17 protein-coding genes are annotated in these 16,604 nt (G+C 64.5%); 7 read left to right on the top strand and 10 right to left on the bottom strand.

Annotated features, from left to right (window positions below):
- Positions 1-5: 5 nt before the first annotated feature.
- The 4 genes from JOF57_RS23980 (at position 6) to JOF57_RS23965 (ending at position 4,014) form a co-directional block, all read left to right on the top strand.
- Complete coding sequence (locus tag JOF57_RS23980; RefSeq protein WP_209920951.1) at positions 6-1,424, top strand: WS/DGAT/MGAT family O-acyltransferase; 1,419 nt, start codon at positions 6-8, stop codon at positions 1,422-1,424.
- Positions 1,425-1,596: 172 nt separating this feature from the next.
- On the top strand, positions 1,597-2,352 hold the full coding sequence (locus tag JOF57_RS23975) for a DUF6891 domain-containing protein (protein ID WP_209920948.1): 756 nt from the start codon (positions 1,597-1,599) through the stop codon (positions 2,350-2,352).
- 71 nt (positions 2,353-2,423) lie between these two features.
- Complete coding sequence (locus JOF57_RS23970) at positions 2,424-2,636, top strand: ferredoxin (RefSeq protein ID WP_209920945.1); 213 nt, start codon at positions 2,424-2,426, stop codon at positions 2,634-2,636.
- Positions 2,637-2,754: 118 nt separating this feature from the next.
- Positions 2,755-4,014 carry an RNA-guided endonuclease InsQ/TnpB family protein gene (locus JOF57_RS23965; protein ID WP_209920942.1) on the top strand — a complete coding sequence of 420 codons (1,260 nt, stop codon included), beginning with the start codon at positions 2,755-2,757 and terminating at the stop codon, positions 4,012-4,014.
- Positions 4,015-4,106: 92 nt separating this feature from the next.
- Here JOF57_RS23965 and JOF57_RS23960 read toward each other — a convergent pair whose 3' ends face one another.
- From JOF57_RS23960 to JOF57_RS23940, 5 genes are read right to left on the bottom strand one after another with little or no spacing between them, the layout of a single operon-like run.
- Positions 4,107-4,952 (bottom strand): TauD/TfdA dioxygenase family protein, encoded by an 846-nt coding sequence (locus JOF57_RS23960; protein ID WP_209920939.1) that lies wholly within the window; start codon positions 4,950-4,952, stop codon positions 4,107-4,109.
- Positions 4,953-4,974: 22 nt separating this feature from the next.
- The gene (locus tag JOF57_RS23955) at positions 4,975-5,310 is read right to left on the bottom strand and encodes a hypothetical protein (RefSeq protein WP_209920934.1); all 336 of its coding nucleotides are present in this window, start codon (positions 5,308-5,310) and stop codon (positions 4,975-4,977) included.
- Positions 5,311-5,312: 2 nt separating this feature from the next.
- Positions 5,313-6,578 carry an aromatic ring-hydroxylating oxygenase subunit alpha gene (locus JOF57_RS23950; protein WP_209920932.1) on the bottom strand — a complete coding sequence of 422 codons (1,266 nt, stop codon included), beginning with the start codon at positions 6,576-6,578 and terminating at the stop codon, positions 5,313-5,315.
- 55 nt (positions 6,579-6,633) lie between these two features.
- Positions 6,634-7,380 carry an SDR family NAD(P)-dependent oxidoreductase gene (locus JOF57_RS23945; protein WP_307870090.1) on the bottom strand — a complete coding sequence of 249 codons (747 nt, stop codon included), beginning with the start codon at positions 7,378-7,380 and terminating at the stop codon, positions 6,634-6,636.
- Between the two features lie 15 nt (positions 7,381-7,395).
- On the bottom strand, positions 7,396-8,475 hold the full coding sequence (locus tag JOF57_RS23940) for a ferredoxin--NADP reductase (RefSeq protein WP_209920929.1): 1,080 nt from the start codon (positions 8,473-8,475) through the stop codon (positions 7,396-7,398).
- Positions 8,476-8,706: 231 nt separating this feature from the next.
- Here JOF57_RS23940 and JOF57_RS23935 point away from each other — a divergent pair, with 231 nt between their 5' ends.
- Positions 8,707-9,804, top strand: a complete 1,098-nt coding sequence (locus JOF57_RS23935; protein ID WP_209923677.1) for a fatty acid desaturase family protein — start codon at positions 8,707-8,709, stop codon at positions 9,802-9,804.
- Between the two features lie 34 nt (positions 9,805-9,838).
- Here JOF57_RS23935 and JOF57_RS23930 read toward each other — a convergent pair whose 3' ends face one another.
- The 4 genes from JOF57_RS23930 to JOF57_RS23915 are packed head-to-tail and all read right to left on the bottom strand — an operon-like array spanning position 9,839 to position 13,210.
- Complete coding sequence (locus JOF57_RS23930) at positions 9,839-10,291, bottom strand: MarR family winged helix-turn-helix transcriptional regulator (RefSeq protein ID WP_209920926.1); 453 nt, start codon at positions 10,289-10,291, stop codon at positions 9,839-9,841.
- Between the two features lie 36 nt (positions 10,292-10,327).
- Positions 10,328-11,605, bottom strand: coding sequence for a metal-dependent hydrolase family protein (locus tag JOF57_RS23925; RefSeq protein ID WP_209920923.1), 1,278 nt, complete (start codon positions 11,603-11,605; stop codon positions 10,328-10,330).
- A complete protein-coding gene (locus JOF57_RS23920) occupies positions 11,602-11,931 on the bottom strand; it encodes a hypothetical protein (RefSeq protein ID WP_163665697.1) in 330 nt (109 codons plus the stop codon). Before JOF57_RS23920 ends, JOF57_RS23925 begins: the two co-directional genes overlap by 4 nt.
- 4 nt (positions 11,932-11,935) lie before the next feature.
- Positions 11,936-13,210 carry an aromatic ring-hydroxylating oxygenase subunit alpha gene (locus JOF57_RS23915; RefSeq protein WP_209920920.1) on the bottom strand — a complete coding sequence of 425 codons (1,275 nt, stop codon included), beginning with the start codon at positions 13,208-13,210 and terminating at the stop codon, positions 11,936-11,938.
- A 146-nt stretch (positions 13,211-13,356) separates the two neighbouring features.
- On the opposite strand from JOF57_RS23915, the gene JOF57_RS23910 reads away from it, so the two are divergent.
- Entirely contained in the window at positions 13,357-14,817 is a 1,461-nt protein-coding gene (locus tag JOF57_RS23910; RefSeq protein WP_209920917.1) for an aldehyde dehydrogenase, read from the top strand.
- 10 nt (positions 14,818-14,827) lie between these two features.
- Positions 14,828-15,973: an amidohydrolase family protein gene (locus JOF57_RS23905; protein ID WP_209920914.1), complete on the top strand. Its 1,146-nt coding sequence runs from the start codon at positions 14,828-14,830 to the stop codon at positions 15,971-15,973.
- Here JOF57_RS23905 and JOF57_RS23900 read toward each other — a convergent pair.
- Positions 15,970-16,572, bottom strand: coding sequence for a TetR/AcrR family transcriptional regulator (locus JOF57_RS23900; protein WP_209920911.1), 603 nt, complete (start codon positions 16,570-16,572; stop codon positions 15,970-15,972). The genes JOF57_RS23905 and JOF57_RS23900 overlap by 4 nt on opposite strands.
- Positions 16,573-16,604 lie beyond the last annotated feature (32 nt).

The raw sequence follows: 16,604 nt of genomic DNA, 5'->3' as shown, positions 1-16,604 counted from the left end.
ACACCGTGAAGCGGTTGAGTGGGTGGGACGCGTTCCTGCTGTATACAGAGACACCCAATGTGCACATGCACACGTTGAAGATCGCGGTCATCGCGCTCGACGACATGGGCGACCGGACTTTCGGGATTGACGAGTTCCGGGAGGTCATCCGCGGACGGCTGCACAAGCTCGACCCGTTCCGCTACCAACTCGTCGACATCCCGTTCAAGTTCCACCACCCGATGTGGCGGGAGAACTGCGACGTCGACCTGGAGTACCACGTCCGGCCCTGGCGGGTGCGCGCCCCGGGTGGGCGCCGCGAACTCGACGAGGCGATCGGTGAGATCGGCAGTACTCCGCTGGACCGTAGCCGTCCGCTGTGGGAGATGTATTTCGTCGAAGGCCTGGCTGATGGTCGTATCGCGGTGGTCGGCAAGATTCACCATGCCCTGGCCGACGGGGTCGCCTCGGCGAATCTGCTGGCGCGGGGGATGGACCTGAGCGACGGCCCGGACCGCGACGACGAGTCGTATGTCACCGATCCGGCCCCCACCAAGACCGAACTGGTGCGCTCGGCGTTCGCCGATCACATGCGTCAGCTCGGCCGCTTGCCCGGGACCATGCGTTACACCACCAAGGGGCTCGGGCGGGTTCGGCGCAGCAGCCGCAAGCTGTCGCCGGAGTTGACCCGGCCGTTCACCCCGCCGCCCAGCTTCATGAACCACATCCTCGACGAGAAACGCCTTTTCGCCACGGCCACACTGGCATTGGCCGAAGTGAAGGAAACGAGTAAGAAACTCGGGGTGACGATCAACGATCTGGTGCTGGCCATGTCGTCGGGAGCGTTGCGCACACTGTCACTCAAGTACGACGGCAAGGCCGACCATCCGTTGCTGGCCTCGGTGCCGATGAGTTTCGACTTCTCGCCGGACCGCATCTCGGGTAACCGCTTCAGCGGTGTGTTGGTGGCGCTGCCGGTGGATGTCGCCGATACCGCCGAGCGGGTGCAGCGTGCGCACGATGCGGCCTCCCTGGCCAAGGAGAGCCATCAACTGATCGGCCCGGAACTGATCGCACGCTGGGCCGCGTACATGCCGCCGGCGCCGGTCGAGGCGGCGTTCAAGTGGCTGTCCAATCAGGACGGCCAGAACAAGGTGCTCAACCTCAACATCTCGAACGTTCCCGGACCGCGGGACCGCGCCAAGGTCGGTGGCGCCACGGTCACCGAGATCTATTCGGTGGGACCGATCACCACAGGCAGCGGGCTGAACATCACGGTGTGGAGCTATGTCGACCAGCTCAACATCTCGGTCCTCTCCGACGATGCCACGGTTGATGATCCGCACGAGGTCACTGACGGCATGCTCGCGGAGTTCCGCGAAATCCGCAGGATTGCAGGGCTTTCGGACAAGTTGACCGTGGTTGAGTCCGCGATGCCGCAGTAGGTGATGCGTTGGGCGGGGCGGTGGCCGTCGCGACGGTCTGGATCACCGCGGGTATTCAGGAGTGGATCCTCGACGACACCCTCTGTGCGCCGCCGTGGCGGCTACGTTGGATATCCCTGTAACCGCGGTCGGGGGTTGCCGGACAAACCGGCCGAAGGGAAGGATTCCACCCATGGACATGGGGGACTCAGAGGCCGGCGATCTCGCCGAGCTGCAAGAGGAGATCAGGCTTCGGTTGGTCGCCGGGATCTGGGACTACAACGACTTGCTCGAATGGGTATCCGATTCCGAAGTGGTGCAGCCCGATGACGCGGCGGCCCTGGTGGGGTCGATGTGGGATGAGCGTGTGGCCGAGCAGGCCACCTGGCTCGACACCGGTGATTACGGTCGGTTGAAGGACACGTTCACTCAGTTGGAATCGGAGGGCATCCTCGGTCGGATGTGCTTCTCCTGCTGCATGACCTGTGGCACCAGCGAGATCGATGACGAGCGCACCCTCAACCCGGACCCGCCGGATTGGTATCGCTACCGTGAGTGGGCCTACACGTTCTTCCACGAACAGGATGCACTGAGGCTGGGTGAATTCCCACCGCAGTTGGTATTGGGGTACAGCGCTTTTCGCGCGCATCCGGACTTGCCGGAGGCATTGGTCCGCGCATCCTACGACGGCGACAAAGCGGCGGCGGAGGAAGTGAAAGAACGCACCGACACCATGGTGGGTCAGCGAATCGTCGCAGTGGCCGAGAGTTCTGGTCTGACTACGTTCTGGTCAGGTTCACGCCACGAACGAATCGAAGTAGAGATCAATCAGTGGCGCAAGCCGCTGTCACCCCGCGCTGCCGGAGTGCCACAGGAGGACGGCCGGAGCTGGGCGGCGCCGGTGCGGTGGCTGGGCACACTGTTGAAACCACGCGGCGGCAAGTTCTAGAGCCGAAGGGTGGACCATGAGGGGTACCCTTTCTACAAAGGGAACTTGGATAAACTCTTCCGGAGGTTACCGTGCGCGTCGAAGTCGACCTGGATCGCTGTGAGGGCAACGCCATCTGCGAGAAACTCGCGCCGCAGCTGTTTCAACTCGACGAGGACGACTACTCGGTGGTCCAACTCGATCCGGTGCCGCCCGAGTTGGAAGAACTCGCCGCTCGTGCGATAGAGGAATGCCCGCGGGCCGCACTTCGGCGCGGCTCGCCAGGTGCCGAATCTGCTTGTTGACCAAACGGTCGATCCGCCTGCGTATCGACATGTCTTCCTGTGCGTACATCCTCGTTTGGTTGCCCTCGTGGTGACATACGCCAACGGTCATGTCAGGGGTGTGGACGATACTGCCGCTGTGAGCGAGTTGATGGTGGTCAAGCGGTGCGTGAAGTATCCGCTGGCACCGTCTGCGGCGCAGTCGGAGGTGTTGGCCCGTCAGGCTGGCGCTGCTCGGGCGTTGTGGAATCTCATCCACGCGCACCACACGTTTTATGAGGCGTCGAGACGGTGGCCGTCGTGGTCGGACTCGGACGCGGCGATCCGGCAGGCCCGCAAGGACATCGACTGGCTGGCGATCCTGCCGGCACAGGCTGCACAGCAAGTGCTCAAGGCCTACCAGCAGGCCTGGTGGAATTATTGGAACGGCACCCATGGCCGGCCTACCTGGAAAACGCGTCGGGCACGCCGCGCGGTCGATGTGCCCCAAGCTCGCGATCTCAACCTCACCCGCCTCAATCGCAAGTGGGCCACCGTGGTCATTCCGAAAGTCGGGATGGTCAAGGTCCGGTTGCACCGCAGCATGCCTGAACGGGTCACCGGTGCGCGGGTGGTGCGGGAGGCATTTGGCTGGATGCTGGTGGTGCGCGGTGAAAACCAGGTTGTGAAACCCCGCCAGCGCCGAGCGCAACGGGGCAGTGTCGGTATCGACCGCGGCGTGATCCATACTCTGGCACTGTCGGACGGGTCGTTCATCGACCAAGCAGCCACCCTCGCTGCAGGTGAGAAGAAACGTCTGTACCGTCTTGAACGTCGAGCCGCGCGGCAGCGGGCAGGGACACTCCGCGGCCGCACAGCAAGCCGCAGACTGCTGCGGACCTACGCCCAGATGGCGGGCTTGAAAGCCCGCCAGGCCCGACGCCGGTACGACTTCGCACACCAATCCACCGCTGCACTGGTCGCAACCGGGATGGCTACGCTGGTTCTGGAGGACCTGCGGGTGAAGGACATGACCCGCAGCGCTAAAGGCACCGTCGAGGCACCGGGGGTGAACGTCAAACAGAAGTCCGGGTTGAACCGGTCCATCCTCGATCAAGGATGGACCCAGATCCTGACACTGCTCGCATACAAGGCCGTTCAAGCAGGGGCACGGGTCATCCGGGTCCGGCCACACGGCACGTCGCAGACGTGCCACCGATGCGGGTCCACCGCAGAGGGGCAACGCGAAAGCCAAGCGTTGTTCCGATGCGCAGATCCAGCATGCGGGTGGACCGGCAACGCTGACACCAACGCTGCGATCGTAATCAAACACCGGGGCCAGGAAGTGGCCTTGCTGGACGTGGAGCCCAACGCCATCAGGCAGGCTGTGAAACGTCAAAACCCGAAAACCGCCGCCTAACAGCGGTAGCCAGTAGGGAAACCGCCTCCTTCAGGTGGCGGAGACTTCATACCGTGCTCATGCATCTGCGCTGCACAGCGCTTGAGAGGCGGCTACTGGATCGGTTCGTCGCCGAGCACCGTGGTGCGCAGCATGTGGCGCGGGGAGTTGGGCTCATAGGGCGCCGCACGGTGCAGGACGCCCTGGTTGTCCCAGATGACGGTGTCGCCGACCGACCACTTGTGGCTGTACACCTTGTCCGCCGTGGTGGCGTGGGCGAGGAGTTCGGCGAGCAGGGCGCGTCCCTCGTCGAGATTCATGCCGACGATGTAATCCGCCGAAGCGCCGAGTACCAATGACTTTCGGCCATTGCGGTGAGTCCACACCAGCGGGTTCTCATGGGTCGGGCGCGCGGCCCATCGCTGCTGTTGTTCCGCCGTCGGATCCGGATAAACCCGTCGCTGCGAGGCCTCCAGCGAATGAACCACCCGCAGCTTGCCGTAACGCTCCTTCTCGGCCGCATCGAGAGTGTCGTAGGCCGCATACGCGTTGGCGAACTCCGTTTCCCCGCCGCGGGCGGCAACCTCAACCGCCGAAAGCACGGTCGCCTTCTGCGGGCATTCGTCGTGCACCGGAGTGCAGCCGTCGATATGCCAGTCGAAGGTGGCCTTGAGATACTCGGCCGCCTTGTTCTTCTTCCGATCCAGGGTGATCGGGTAGATCCCGGAGACGGGGTGATGGCCGTCGGCGGAGCGGTCGACCTCGCCGAGACGTTGGCAGAAGGCCACTTGGGCTTCGGGATTCAGGTGCAGGTCGTGGAAGACCAGCACGCCGTTGTCTTCGAGGGCATCCAGGATGGCGGCCGAAAGGCTGTCGTCGGTGCCCAGGCGTTCGGGGTCTATGCCGACAACCTCGGCCCCGACTGACGCGGTCAGCTTGTTGATGGTCAGCACACTCATCGGTGTGTCCTTTCGGTGGCGGTTACGGCCGTGGTTCCCCGGTGCGGATCATGACGGCATCGGCGGCGTCGATCGGTGCCGGGCGGTGCATGATCTCCACCGACATCGCGACCATGATCAACGAATAGATCAGGTGCAGCAGATTGAGCGCATCGTCGGGGATGTCGTCGAGCGGGAACTTGTCGCAGTACTCGATCGCCTCCTCGACCCGCGGGAAGAAGGCGTCGTAGAACTGGTGCATCTCCGGCATGGTGCTGGCCAGGCGTCGATCCCAACGTTCGGTCTCCGTTGGTAGGCACCAGATTTCGGCGTAGGGCTCCAGTTCGGCGAAGGCGCTGGGCAGCCGGGCGGAGGTCATCGTCACGCGCCTGCCGGCGCGACGTCGCGCTGGTAGGCCCCGACCCAATCGACCGCCATCTTGTGCAGATGACGCACCAGGATCTCCTGATCGTTGAGCGGGTATTCGTCGATGACGTCGTACCCGAGCGCGGCCTGGGTGCCGCCGAGCATGCCGGCGTCCTGCAGGGCGAATTCCTTGAGCACGACGGCGGCCACCTCGTGTTCGATGCGTTCCCGCACCGTGCGGGCCGGGTGGAAATAGGTGAACGCCTCGAACCGGTGGGTGTTGTGCGAGGTCGGCCAGTAGCGGTACAGCAGGTACCAGCCGCCATAGATCAGGATCTCCAGATTGGGAAAGATCTGGAAGTTGCTGATCCCCCAGGGCTCGATGTTGCCCGGGTTGAGTCCCGGCGGGAGCTCACCGATGTCCGGGGTCCGCCACGGACCCACCAGCCCGCTCTCGGTGGCCCGCTCGATCGGGTACATGTACTCCGGTGCCAACAGCCAGCGACGGGTGCCGGCTGTCGAGACGAGCCGGTGCGGACCGTCGAGTTGAAAGTGTCCACAGGTGAAGCCGGCGTTGGGATCCCGTACCTCGGGCGGCACCTGCTGGGTGTGCAGCGACGGTACGTGGTAGTACTCCTGGAAAGCGTCGGCGAAGATCTTCCAGTTGCTGTTGTTGTGCGCGACCCAGTCGTAGCGTTCGGTGAGTTGGCCGAACGGGTAGTCGTCGAGCGCGGTGATCATGGGCCCGAGGAAGTCGCGCAGGCTTTGGCGCGGTTCATGGTCGAAGTTGACGAACACGAAACCGGCCCACACGTCGCAGTGCACCGGGACCAGGCCGTAGTCTGCGGTGTCCAGACCGGCGAAGTCGTCCGCAGCGGGCAGCGATACCAGCTTTCCGTCGAGACCGTAGTGCCACCCGCAGTGCCGGCATTCGAACTCGTCTCCGGTGCTGCGCAATTCGGTCGCACGGAAGTCGGCCGGAACCAGTGCGTGTCCGCGTCGGCGGCACAGGTTGTGGAAGGCGCGGATACCGCCGTCGTGGTCTCGCACCAGGAGCAGCGATGCGTCGGCGGCCTCGATCTGGCGGGTGATGTAACTGCCGATGTCGGGCGTCTCTTCGACCCGGCTGATGTTGAGCCAGGCCCGCTTGAAGATGGCTTCCTGTTCCAGGGCATAGAACTCTTCAGAGATGGAGTCCCGGAACGGGATCGGCCCGGTACCCAGATCGGAATAATGCTCGGTCCAGGATCCCTCAGCCGGTTTGGGCCACTTGGTTGCCATGTGAACCTCCCTGTAACTAGTGCGTTGTGGGACTGCTTGGGGCGGTGGGGCGCCGCTACATCACTGCGCCGCCGTTCACCCCGAGGGTTTGCCCGGTGATGAAACCGGCCTCCTCGGAGCACAGGAAACCCACGGCGGCAGCGATATCCGCCCCGGTGCCGAGCCGGCCGAGGGGGATGTGTGAGGCGATGGTCTCGTTCGGCGGCAGGTAGCCCGCGGCCTGTGACTGGTGCTGCATGGGGGTTTCGATGCCCGACGGCGGGATGTTGTTGACCGTGATGCCGTGCACGGCGTACTCGCGGGCCAGCGATTTCGTCAGGGTCAACAGGGCACCTTTCGACGCGGCGTAGTGGGCCGCGAACGGGGTGCCGCGCTGGGCGCTCGACGAGGAGATCATCACGATGCGACCCCATCCGGCGTCGACCATGTCCGGCAGGGCCACCTGGCAACAGCGGAAAGTCCCGCTCAGGTTCACGTCGATCATCTGTGCCCAGGACTGCTCGGTGATCTCGGCGAATGATGCGTACCCGAACATCCCCGCGCTGGTCACCAAGATTTCGACCGGCCCGAATTCGCTGCGGACCTTGCCGAAGGCCTCTTCCACCGCGGCGCGATCGGTGATGTCGGCACCGGCCGCGACGGCGGTGATGCCGACTGACCGCAGGTCATCGGTGACACGTTGAGCGGCATCGGCATTCATGTCGAGCACGGCGACCTTGTGGCCGCGCCGCCCCAACTCGTGGCATGTCGCCTCACCCATGCCCGATGCCCCGCCGGTCACCACGGCCACTCTGTTCGTCACGTCAGTCACCTGTTCTCACTCGTAGACCACTCGCGCTGTGCGGCTGGTGGGCAGTGCCTGGCACGTCACCACCCAGCCTTCGGAAACTTCGTCGTCGTCGAGGGCATCGTTGTTGAGCATGCGTGCGCTGCCCTCGACCACATGAGCCATACATGTTCCGCACGAACCGGTTTCGCAGGAAAACGGAGCCTTCAGACCGGCCAGCCGCGCGGTCTGCAGCAGGGTATTGCCGGCGCGGTAGGGCGCGGTGACGGTGCGGTGGCCGAGTTCGATCGTCACCTCTTCGGTGACCACGGGTTCGGCCGGGTCGGGAGGTGGGATCGCGGCGGAACTGAACCGCTCCAGATGCACCTGCTGTTTGGGGATCCCGGCATCGAGTAGAGCCCGTTCGACGGTGTCCATGAAAGGGGCGGGACCGCAGACGTAGTAGTCGGTGTGGGAGCGTGGGCCCCCGCCTTCAAGTTCGGTATCGCCGATGAAGTCGGCGATGTGTTGCGGCGAGACGACACCGTCGAGGTCGTCGAGATGATGGTGCACCTGAAGGCGCCCGCTGTGGGTGTCGGTCATGTCGGCCAGCGCCTCCCGGAAGATCACCGAGTCGAGATTGCGGTTGGCGTAGAACAGCCGGGCCTTGCGGGTGGTGGCGGCCAGTGTCGAATGCACCAACGAAAACACCGGGGTGATACCGCTGCCGCCGGCGAACGTGACGACGTTGCGCTCGTTAGCGGTGAGGACGAAGCGCCCCTCGGGCGGTGCGACGCGCAGTGCGTCGCCGACGGTCGCGGTGTCGTTGATCCAGTTGGAGACCAGGCCGTCGCGATCACGCTTGACGGTGATCCGCAGATCGGGATCGACGGCCGGCGACGACGACATCGAATAGCACCGACAGTGTTCGGCCCCATCGATTTTCGCCCGAATGGTGATGAATTGACCTGCCGCATAAAGGAACCGGTCCCTGCTCGGTTCGGGGATGTCGAGAACCAGTGAGACCGCGTCGGAGGTCTCCCGGATCACCTGCTTGATCCGCACCGGGGTGAACCCGTCGGCGTCGATCACGTCGGCGGATTCCATGCGGGGCGTCGTCGATGTCTCCATCGCGGCCTACAGTATCAAGTACTTGTCATTAATCTCAAGTGGTAGATACTGGCCACGGTGTTGGGGCATGTCCCACTCCGGTAGAGGTGCGCAGGCCATACGTCTGCGCCGCCATTTCGCCTGGTCGCCGCAGCTCGATTACCCGTCGGTAAGTCTGAGGCTCTAGGCTGCGGACTGACGCTCGCGGTGATTGCGCCGCTCTACCTGCCGCACCACCCCGAGGACACCTTGATGGCGATCGCCGATGTTCCCGCCTACCTGCATCTCAGTAGGGAGGACGTCGAAGAGATCGCCTATGAACTCGACGTGATCCGCCGTGACGTCGAGGAGTCGCTAGGGGCGGAGGACGCGGCCTACATCCGGCGGGTGATCCGCTTCCAGCGGGCCCTCGATGTAGCGGCGCGACTGATGATCGCCGGCAGTCGGTCGAAGGCCGGTTGGTTGGCGGGAACGTGCGCGCTGGCATACGCGAAGTCCATCGAGAACATGGAACTCGGCCACAACATCTCCCATGGCCAGTGGGATTGGATGAACGACCCCGAAATCCACTCCAACACCTGGGAGTGGGACATGGTCGGGCATTCCGCGCAGTGGCGGTACTCGCACAACTACCGGCACCACGTCTACAGCAACGTGCTCGGCATGGACGAGGACATCGGCTACCGCCTGCATCGGGTCACGACAGACCAGCCTTGGCGCTGGGTCCACCTGGCGACTCCGGTGCGAAACCTGGTGCTGGCGGCGATGTTCGAGTGGGGTATCGCCCTGCATGGCCTGCACTCCGAGCGTCTGCGGCACGAAACGCCAGACGGCCTCGCCGTGGAGAAGCGGAACTTCCGCGACAAGATCGTTCGGCAGCTCGCCAAGGATTATTTCTTCTTCCCGGCTCTGAGTCTGCGGCGGTGGCGACGGACGTTCGCAGCGAATTTCACCGCGAATACGATCCGGAACCTGTGGGTGTACGTGAACATCATCTGCGGGCACATCCCCGGCGGCACCGAGACGTTCGACCCGGTGGTGGTCAAGGACGAGACCAAGGGCGAGTGGTACCTCCGGCAAATGGTCGGGACCGCAAACTTCAACGCGAGCCCGCTGCTGGCGATCTCGGGCGGACACCTGTGCTACCAGATCGAGCATCACCTGTTCCCCGACCTGCCGAGCAATCGCCTCCCGCAGGTCAGCGTTCGGGTACGGGAACTGTGCGACAAGTACGACCTGCCCTACAACACGGCATCGCTCCCGCGGCAGCTCTTCAGGACGCAACGGATCATCCACGGGTTGGGGTTTCCCGACTGGGTGTTGAGCATCGCCCGGCGACGCCACAAATAGGCTTGGCTGCTCGCCCCATCGGGAGACGGAGATTTCATGGGTCGATGTGATCGGAGTGCGGCGTGTGGCCCGTACCTTGTTCGATCACCCGGCGGAGGAGTGCCTTCAATTGCTCCTGCTCCTCCTCACTGAGTACGCCGAACACCCGGTCATGGGCCGTGACGGCATCGGCGACGACGGCCGAGGCCACCGCCCGGCCTTCATCGGTGAGGAAGACCTGCAGAATGCGCCCGTGCTGGGGGTCCTGTTTACGCTCGACCAGGCTCCGCTTCTCCAACGCGGTGAGTGCTAGTTGCACGCCCTGCGGGGTGATCAGCAGTCGGCGGGCCAACTCGGCGCCGGACAGGCCCGGCTGATTGGTCAACTGGCGCAGGACACCGATCTGGGCGGTGGTGACCCCGTGCTCTTTGACCGACTCGTTGACCTCGGTGAGCGAGAAGTAGAACGCCTGCTTGAGCCACCACAAGGTGTTCTCGGTGAGGTCCATGTTTCTCGTCTCCTGCCGTGCCCGTCAGTTTCGACGCTAGCGCACCGCTTTCTTGTGGATGACTCCGTCCTTCATCACGAACCGGACATCGAGTGTCGTTGCGATGTCCACGCCGGGATCGCCCGCCACGGCGATGACGTCGGCCAGGTACCCCGGGGCCAGCTGCCCGAGGTCGTCGGCGGCGTCGACCAGCTGCGCGGCCACCACCGTCGCGGCCTGCAGCGCCTGCATCGGGGTCATGCCTCGGTCGACGAGCGCGCACAGTTCCCTGGCGTTCTCGCCGTGCGGGACGGCTGGGGCGTCGGTGCCGCAGGCGATGCGCACTCCGGCGGCAATAGCCTTGGGCAGCATGGCTTTTGCTCGCGGGAAGACTTCGAGTGCCTTCTTGCGCAGTTCGGGTGCGATGCGGTCGATCGCCATCGCATCGGTCAGATATGTGGTGGACACCAGGAATGTGCCGTGGTCGACCATCATCTGGATCGTCTCGTCGCTGGCCAGGAACCCGTGCTCGATACAGTCGATGCCGGCGCGGATGCAGGCCTGGATCGCGGTGTCACCGACGGCATGCGCGGCGACCTTGACGCCGGCGCGGTGCGCCTCGTCGGCGATCGCGGCGAATTCGGCATCGGAGTACTGCTGGGCGCCCGGTGCGGTGCTGTGTGACATCACCCCGCCGGAAGCCGACACCTTGATCAGCTTGGCTCCGTGGCGGATCTGGTAACGCACGCACGCGATGACGTCCGGAACCCCGTTTGCGATGCCCTCGGCGACCGACAGCGGCATGATGCCGGGGGCCAACCGCTGGAACACCGTGGGATCGAGGTGCCCACCGTAGGGGGTAACGGCGTGGCCTGCCGGATAGATGCGCGGCCCTTGATGCCAGCCCTGGTCGATCGCGCGCTGCAGTGCGACGTCGAGCAGGTAGCCACCGGTCTTGACCATCAGTCCCAGGTTGCGGACGGTGGTGAACCCGGCGTCGAGCGTGGTGCGGGCGTTCACCGCGCCGCGCAGCGTGCGGTACGCAGGGTCGTCCTGCACGCCGTGCATCGGGGTCGGCAGGCCGCCGGGATTACCCGGACCGCCAATCAGCAGGTTGAGCTCCATATCCATCAGCCCGGGCAACAGGGTGGCGTCGCCCAGGTCGATGACGGTGGCCGAATCGGGGAGCGGCCCTTCGGGGTTGACCGCGGTGATCCGGTTGCCCTCGACGACCACCACTGCCGGGGAGCGGACCTGGCCGCCAGCCACGTCCACCCAATGGGCGGCGCGAAGGACTGTCTTCGGGACTTCGGCCGCGGTGTCAGCCTGGGTCACGGAACCGGCTCGACGACGCAGTCCAACGATGTCGCACCGGAATCGGGCACCCGTGGCTGCTTCCAGCACTCCACCGGGAAGGACACCGTCACCATCGAATACAGCAGGTGCATCAGGTTGAGCACGTCCTCGGGCATATCGTCGAGACTGAACTTGTCGCAGAAGCTGATCGCTTCCTCCGCGCGGGGCGCGATCGCGTCGTAGAAGGCCTGCATCTCGGTCATCGTGCTGTCCAACCGCTTGCCGTAACGCTGTGGCTCACTGGACAGACACCAGTCCGAAAACTGTTCGAGGTCGGCGAATTCGGCCGGCAGTTTCGTACTCATCGGTTCACACCCCCGCGGTCTTGCTCTGGTAGTCGTCGATCCATGCCGCGGTCTCCTTGTGCAGGTGCCGAAGCAGGATCTCCTGATCGCAGAGCAGGAACTCGTCGACCACGCGGGTCTCGATCGAGCTCTGGGTCGCCTCCAGGGTGTTGGCGTCCTGCAGGCCGTACTCCTTGAACGAGACCGCAGCCAACTCCTGGGCCAACCGCTCCCGCGGTGTTCGCGGCTGCGGAAAGTACAGCGTGCATTCGAAGGTGTGCGTGTTGAAGGAGGTCGGCCAGTAGTGGTAGGTCAGATACCAGCCCTGGCCCCAGAACAACACGACGAAGTTGGGGAACAACTGGAAGGAGTCCAACCCCCACGGATCGCATTTGGCGGGGTTGAGGCCGGCCGGCATCTCGCCGAGGTCCGGTTTGTCCCATGGGCCGAAAAGCCCGCTCTGACAGATGTCTTCGATGGGCTTACGCATCTCGTCGGCCATTTCCCAGGCGCGCACCCCCGAGGTGCTGACCAGGCGGTGTGGACCTTCGATCCGGTAGTGCGGTGCTTCGAAGCCCGATTCGGCGGCAGCCTTCGAGTAGGCGGTGGGGGATTGGTTCGCGTGCAAGATGGGCGCGTGGTAGAACTCCTGGAAGGCATCCATGTAGAGCTTCCAATTCGCCTTCACCTCAGAGCGATAGGTGAACCGCGAGGTCATCTTGTCGAATGGGTAGCCCTCCAGATCGGTGATCATGGGGCCCAGGAATTCGCGCAGAGACTGCTCGGGTGCTTCAGCATTGCTGGCAAAGTTGACGAAGATGAACCCTTCCCACACTTCGCAGTGGACGGGAACCAGGCCGTAGCGGCTCTTGTCCAGGTCGAAGAACTCAGCCTCCTGCTGGACGAAGCTGAGCTCACCGTCGAGGTCGTAACGCCAGGCGTGGTACTTGCAGGTGAACTGCCGGCACACCCCGCTGGTCTCCTCCATGGGCATGTCGTCCCACACCAGCTTGTTTCCCCGGTGACGGCAGACGTTGTGGAAGGCCTTGACCTCGCCGGACTTGGTGCGCACCAAGATGATCGAAGTGTTGGCGGCCTTCATCTCCCGGGTGAAATAGCTGCCTTTTCGTGAAAGCTGTTCGACCCGACCGACATTCAACCAGGCGCGTTTGAAGATCGCCTTGCGCTCCAGTTCGTAGATCTCCGGGCTGATCGAGTCTTCATACGACACCGGGCCGGTGCCGAGGTCCGGGTAGTGCTGAGTCCAGCTGCCTTCTGCCGGTTTGGGAAACCGAGCCATGCCCGCTCCTCTGATATGTGATTCGACCGATGATGCCGACATGGGGCTGCGCATGCCGGCCAGGGCTTCAGACTTGACGGTAGACGGCGGTTTCATCAATGACAAGTAGTTGATACTCTGGGTTCACTTGAGGCGGGAGAGTCTGGATGGATCAGCATCTTGGGGAGTATCTCGGAATCGAGGCCGACTGGTCGCTCGGCGGCGATCGAACCGAGGCCGTGGAGGTGATCTCCCCGCACACCGAGCAACCCATCGCTCGTGTGGCGGCGGCCAGGCCGGCCGAGGTGGACGCGACCGTAGCGGCTGCTCGTGCAGCCATCGACCAGGGGCCGTGGCCACGGCTCGACCCGGCGGAGCGCATCGCTGCGGTGCGACGCCTCGCCGAGGTCTACGCCGGACGACGCGATGAGATGGCCCAACTCATCTCGGCGGAGATGGGTGCGCCGATCACTTTCGCCCACCGCGCGCAGGTCGGGCTCCCGACGATGATGATGTCGGCGTTCTGCGACCTCGCCGAGACCTACGCTTGGCGCGAGACCCGCACCGGTTTCTTCGGATCGGACGTACGTATCCAGAAACAACCCGTGGGTGTCGTCGCCGCCGTCGTGCCGTGGAACATGCCGCAGTTCCTGATCGTCACCAAGCTGGTGCCCGCGTTGCTGGCCGGTTGCGCGGTGGTGCTCAAGCCCGCACCCGAATCACCGCTGGACGCAATGCTTTTAAGCGACATGCTCAAGGAGATCGGTCTGCCCGACGGCGTCGTCTCCGTCATTCAGGGGGGCGCCGCCGTCGGCGCCCACCTGGTGGGCCACGCGGGTGTCGACAAGGTTTCGTTCACCGGATCGAGTGCCGCCGGCCGGGCCGTCGCAGCGGCGGCTGCGGCCAACCTGACCAAGGTAAGCCTCGAGCTCGGGGGCAAGTCGGCGGCCATCATCCTCGACGACGCCGACCCGGCGACGGTCGCGGCCGGGGTACGGTCGGCCAGCCTGTCCAACAGCGGCCAGATCTGCAACGCACTGACCCGCATCGTCGTCCCGGCCTCCCGGGAGCACGAGTTCGTCGACGCCCTGGCCGATCGGATGACGGCCCTGGTCGTGGGCGATCCCGCCGATCCGGCCACCGAACTGGGACCACTCGTGTCCCGGCGGCAGCAGCAGCGCGTGCGCGACTACATCGAGCTCGGGCAGCGTGAGGGCGCCCGGCTGGCCTGCGGCGGCACCGGCTTGCCCGACGGCGTGGACACCGGCTGGTATGTCCGGCCCACGCTGTTCGCCGGCGCCGACAACTCGATGCGTATCGCCCGCGAGGAGATCTTCGGTCCGGTCCTCACGGTGATCGGGTACCGGGACGAGGACGAGGCGGTCGCGATTGCCAACGACTCCGACTACGGCCTGGCGGGCTCGGTGTGGACGGCCGATCCCGAGCGGGGGATCGGGATCGCCGAGCGTGTACAAACCGGCACTTTCGGGGTAAACCAGGGGTACACGATGGATCCGTTCGCACCGTTCGGCGGCGTCAAGGACAGCGGCTACGGCCGGGAACTCGGCCGTGAAGGACTCGAGGGCTATCTCGAGACCAAGTCCATCGCCGTCGCGGCCACCCGGTGATCGAGAGGGAATGACGATGACCACCACCACTCCCAGGGCTCCCGCCGCCGAACGCATCGCGGTGCGATGCGTCGACTCCGACGTGCATCCCGTGCCCCGCCGGGGCGAGCTGGGGCAGTACATCCCCGAGCCGTGGCGGTCCAGATATTTCAACACCCACGATGTCGGCGACCTGATCTATTACGACGCCCCCGATTACGCACATGCCTACGCGATGCGCACCGATGCTTTTCCGTCCGACGGCGAATTCGCCGGCAGCAACCCCGATCTCGCGTTCCGGCAGCTGATCATGGAGGCCGGGGCGGATATCGCGGTACTGGAACCCGCGGCATACTCGGCCCACATTCCCGAGGCCAACCATGTGATGAACTGCGCGCTCAACGACTGGCAGGCCAACCATTGGCTCGACAGCCATAACAACTGGCACGAGCGCTGGCGCGGGTCCATCTGCCTGGCGGTCGAGGCCCCGGAGTTGGGGGCACAGGAGATCGAGCGGTGGGCCGGCCATCCCTACATGGCGCAGATCCTGATCAAGGCCGAGCCGCGGCCCTCCTGGGGTGACCCGAAGTACGACCCGATCTGGGCTGCGGCGACCAAGCATGACATCACGGTCAGCTGCCATCTGTCCCGCGGCGAATACGACGAACTTCCGCTTCCGCCGGTCGGGTTGCCCAGCTACAACCACGACTTCATGGTCACGTACTCGCTGCTCGCGGCCAACCAGGTGATGAGCCTGATCTTCGACGGGGTCTTCGACCGCTTCCCGACGCTGCGGGTGGTGTTCGTCGAGCACGCGTTCACCTGGATCCTGCCGTTGATGTGGCGCATGGACGCCATCTACGCGGCACGCAAGGGCTGGATGGACATCAAGCGCAAGCCGAGTGAATACGTCAAGGACCACATCAAGTTCACCACCCAGCCGCTGGACTACCCCGAGGACAAGACCGAGCTGTCACGGGCCTTCGAGTGGATGGAGTGCGACAAGATCCTGCTGTTCTCCTCGGATTACCCGCACTGGACGTTCGACGATCCCCGCTGGCTGGTCAAGCACCTGCCCGAGCACGCGCGGGAGAACATCATGTTCCGTAACGGGATTGCGACCTACAAACTCCCCGATACGGTGCCGGTCCTGGAGGGACAGGTGCGCGTCTTCTAGGGCAGCTTGATCGCTGACACGTACATGTCGACGATCGGGCGGTAGAGGTCGACGTCGTCGAGTTCGCTGCCCAGCACCACGGCGTCGCTCGTGGCGATGAGCACCTGGGCGAACGTCTTCGGCGGGATCAGCAGGGTTCCGCCGAGCTGGGCGATGCCCTCGACGATGAACGTCGCCAACGCGTCGACCACCTCGGATCGCTTGGCGGCGACGCGTTCTCGCGCGTCGGGGTTGCGCAGCAGATACAGCATGAACTCGTGTCCGAGCGCGGCGTGCTCGGCGCCGCGGTCTTGACTCAGCAGGCGCCATCGCCGCGCGATCTCATCGATTTCATGCGTACCGACATGTTTCGCGCTCGACATCACCTCGGCGAAGTTGTCGAAGTAGCGCCGCCAATAACGATCGCTCACGGCCAGGAACAGGTCTTCCTTGGTCGCGAAGTGCTTGTAGATGGCGCCCTTGGTATATCCGGCGGTCCGCGCGATGTCATCGAGCGTGGCTGGTGCGAAGCCTTTTTCGGCGAATACCTCCTCCGCGGCATCGAGCAGCACTGAGCGCGTGTGCTCGAGCCTGCGTTCTCGGGTCCAGCGCTCCGCCATGACAGAAAGTCTGCCACAGAATCTGAGCGACC

Origin of the sequence: Mycolicibacterium lutetiense (genome assembly GCF_017876775.1) — a bacterium.
GTDB classification, from domain to species: Bacteria; Actinomycetota; Actinomycetes; order Mycobacteriales; family Mycobacteriaceae; genus Mycobacterium; species Mycobacterium lutetiense.
This window is presented reverse-complemented; position numbering and strand designations above follow the sequence as displayed.

What these genes read in the sequence shown, in the direction of transcription:
- JOF57_RS23975 (WP_209920948.1), top strand. Translation starts at nt 1,597, where the DNA reads ATGGACATGGGGGACTCAGAGGCCGGCGATCTCGCCGAGCTGCAAGAG.
- JOF57_RS23960 (WP_209920939.1), bottom strand. Translation starts at nt 4,952, where the DNA reads ATGAGTGTGCTGACCATCAACAAGCTGACCGCGTCAGTCGGGGCCGAG.
- JOF57_RS23955 (WP_209920934.1), bottom strand. Translation starts at nt 5,310, where the DNA reads ATGACCTCCGCCCGGCTGCCCAGCGCCTTCGCCGAACTGGAGCCCTAC.
- JOF57_RS23950 (WP_209920932.1), bottom strand. Translation starts at nt 6,578, where the DNA reads ATGGCAACCAAGTGGCCCAAACCGGCTGAGGGATCCTGGACCGAGCAT.
- JOF57_RS23940 (WP_209920929.1), bottom strand. Translation starts at nt 8,475, where the DNA reads ATGGAGACATCGACGACGCCCCGCATGGAATCCGCCGACGTGATCGAC.
- JOF57_RS23935 (WP_209923677.1), top strand. Translation starts at nt 8,707, where the DNA reads ATGGCGATCGCCGATGTTCCCGCCTACCTGCATCTCAGTAGGGAGGAC.
- JOF57_RS23930 (WP_209920926.1), bottom strand. Translation starts at nt 10,291, where the DNA reads ATGGACCTCACCGAGAACACCTTGTGGTGGCTCAAGCAGGCGTTCTAC.
- JOF57_RS23920 (WP_163665697.1), bottom strand. Translation starts at nt 11,931, where the DNA reads ATGAGTACGAAACTGCCGGCCGAATTCGCCGACCTCGAACAGTTTTCG.
- JOF57_RS23915 (WP_209920920.1), bottom strand. Translation starts at nt 13,210, where the DNA reads ATGGCTCGGTTTCCCAAACCGGCAGAAGGCAGCTGGACTCAGCACTAC.
- JOF57_RS23910 (WP_209920917.1), top strand. Translation starts at nt 13,357, where the DNA reads ATGGATCAGCATCTTGGGGAGTATCTCGGAATCGAGGCCGACTGGTCG.
- JOF57_RS23905 (WP_209920914.1), top strand. Translation starts at nt 14,828, where the DNA reads ATGACGATGACCACCACCACTCCCAGGGCTCCCGCCGCCGAACGCATC.
- JOF57_RS23900 (WP_209920911.1), bottom strand. Translation starts at nt 16,572, where the DNA reads ATGGCGGAGCGCTGGACCCGAGAACGCAGGCTCGAGCACACGCGCTCA.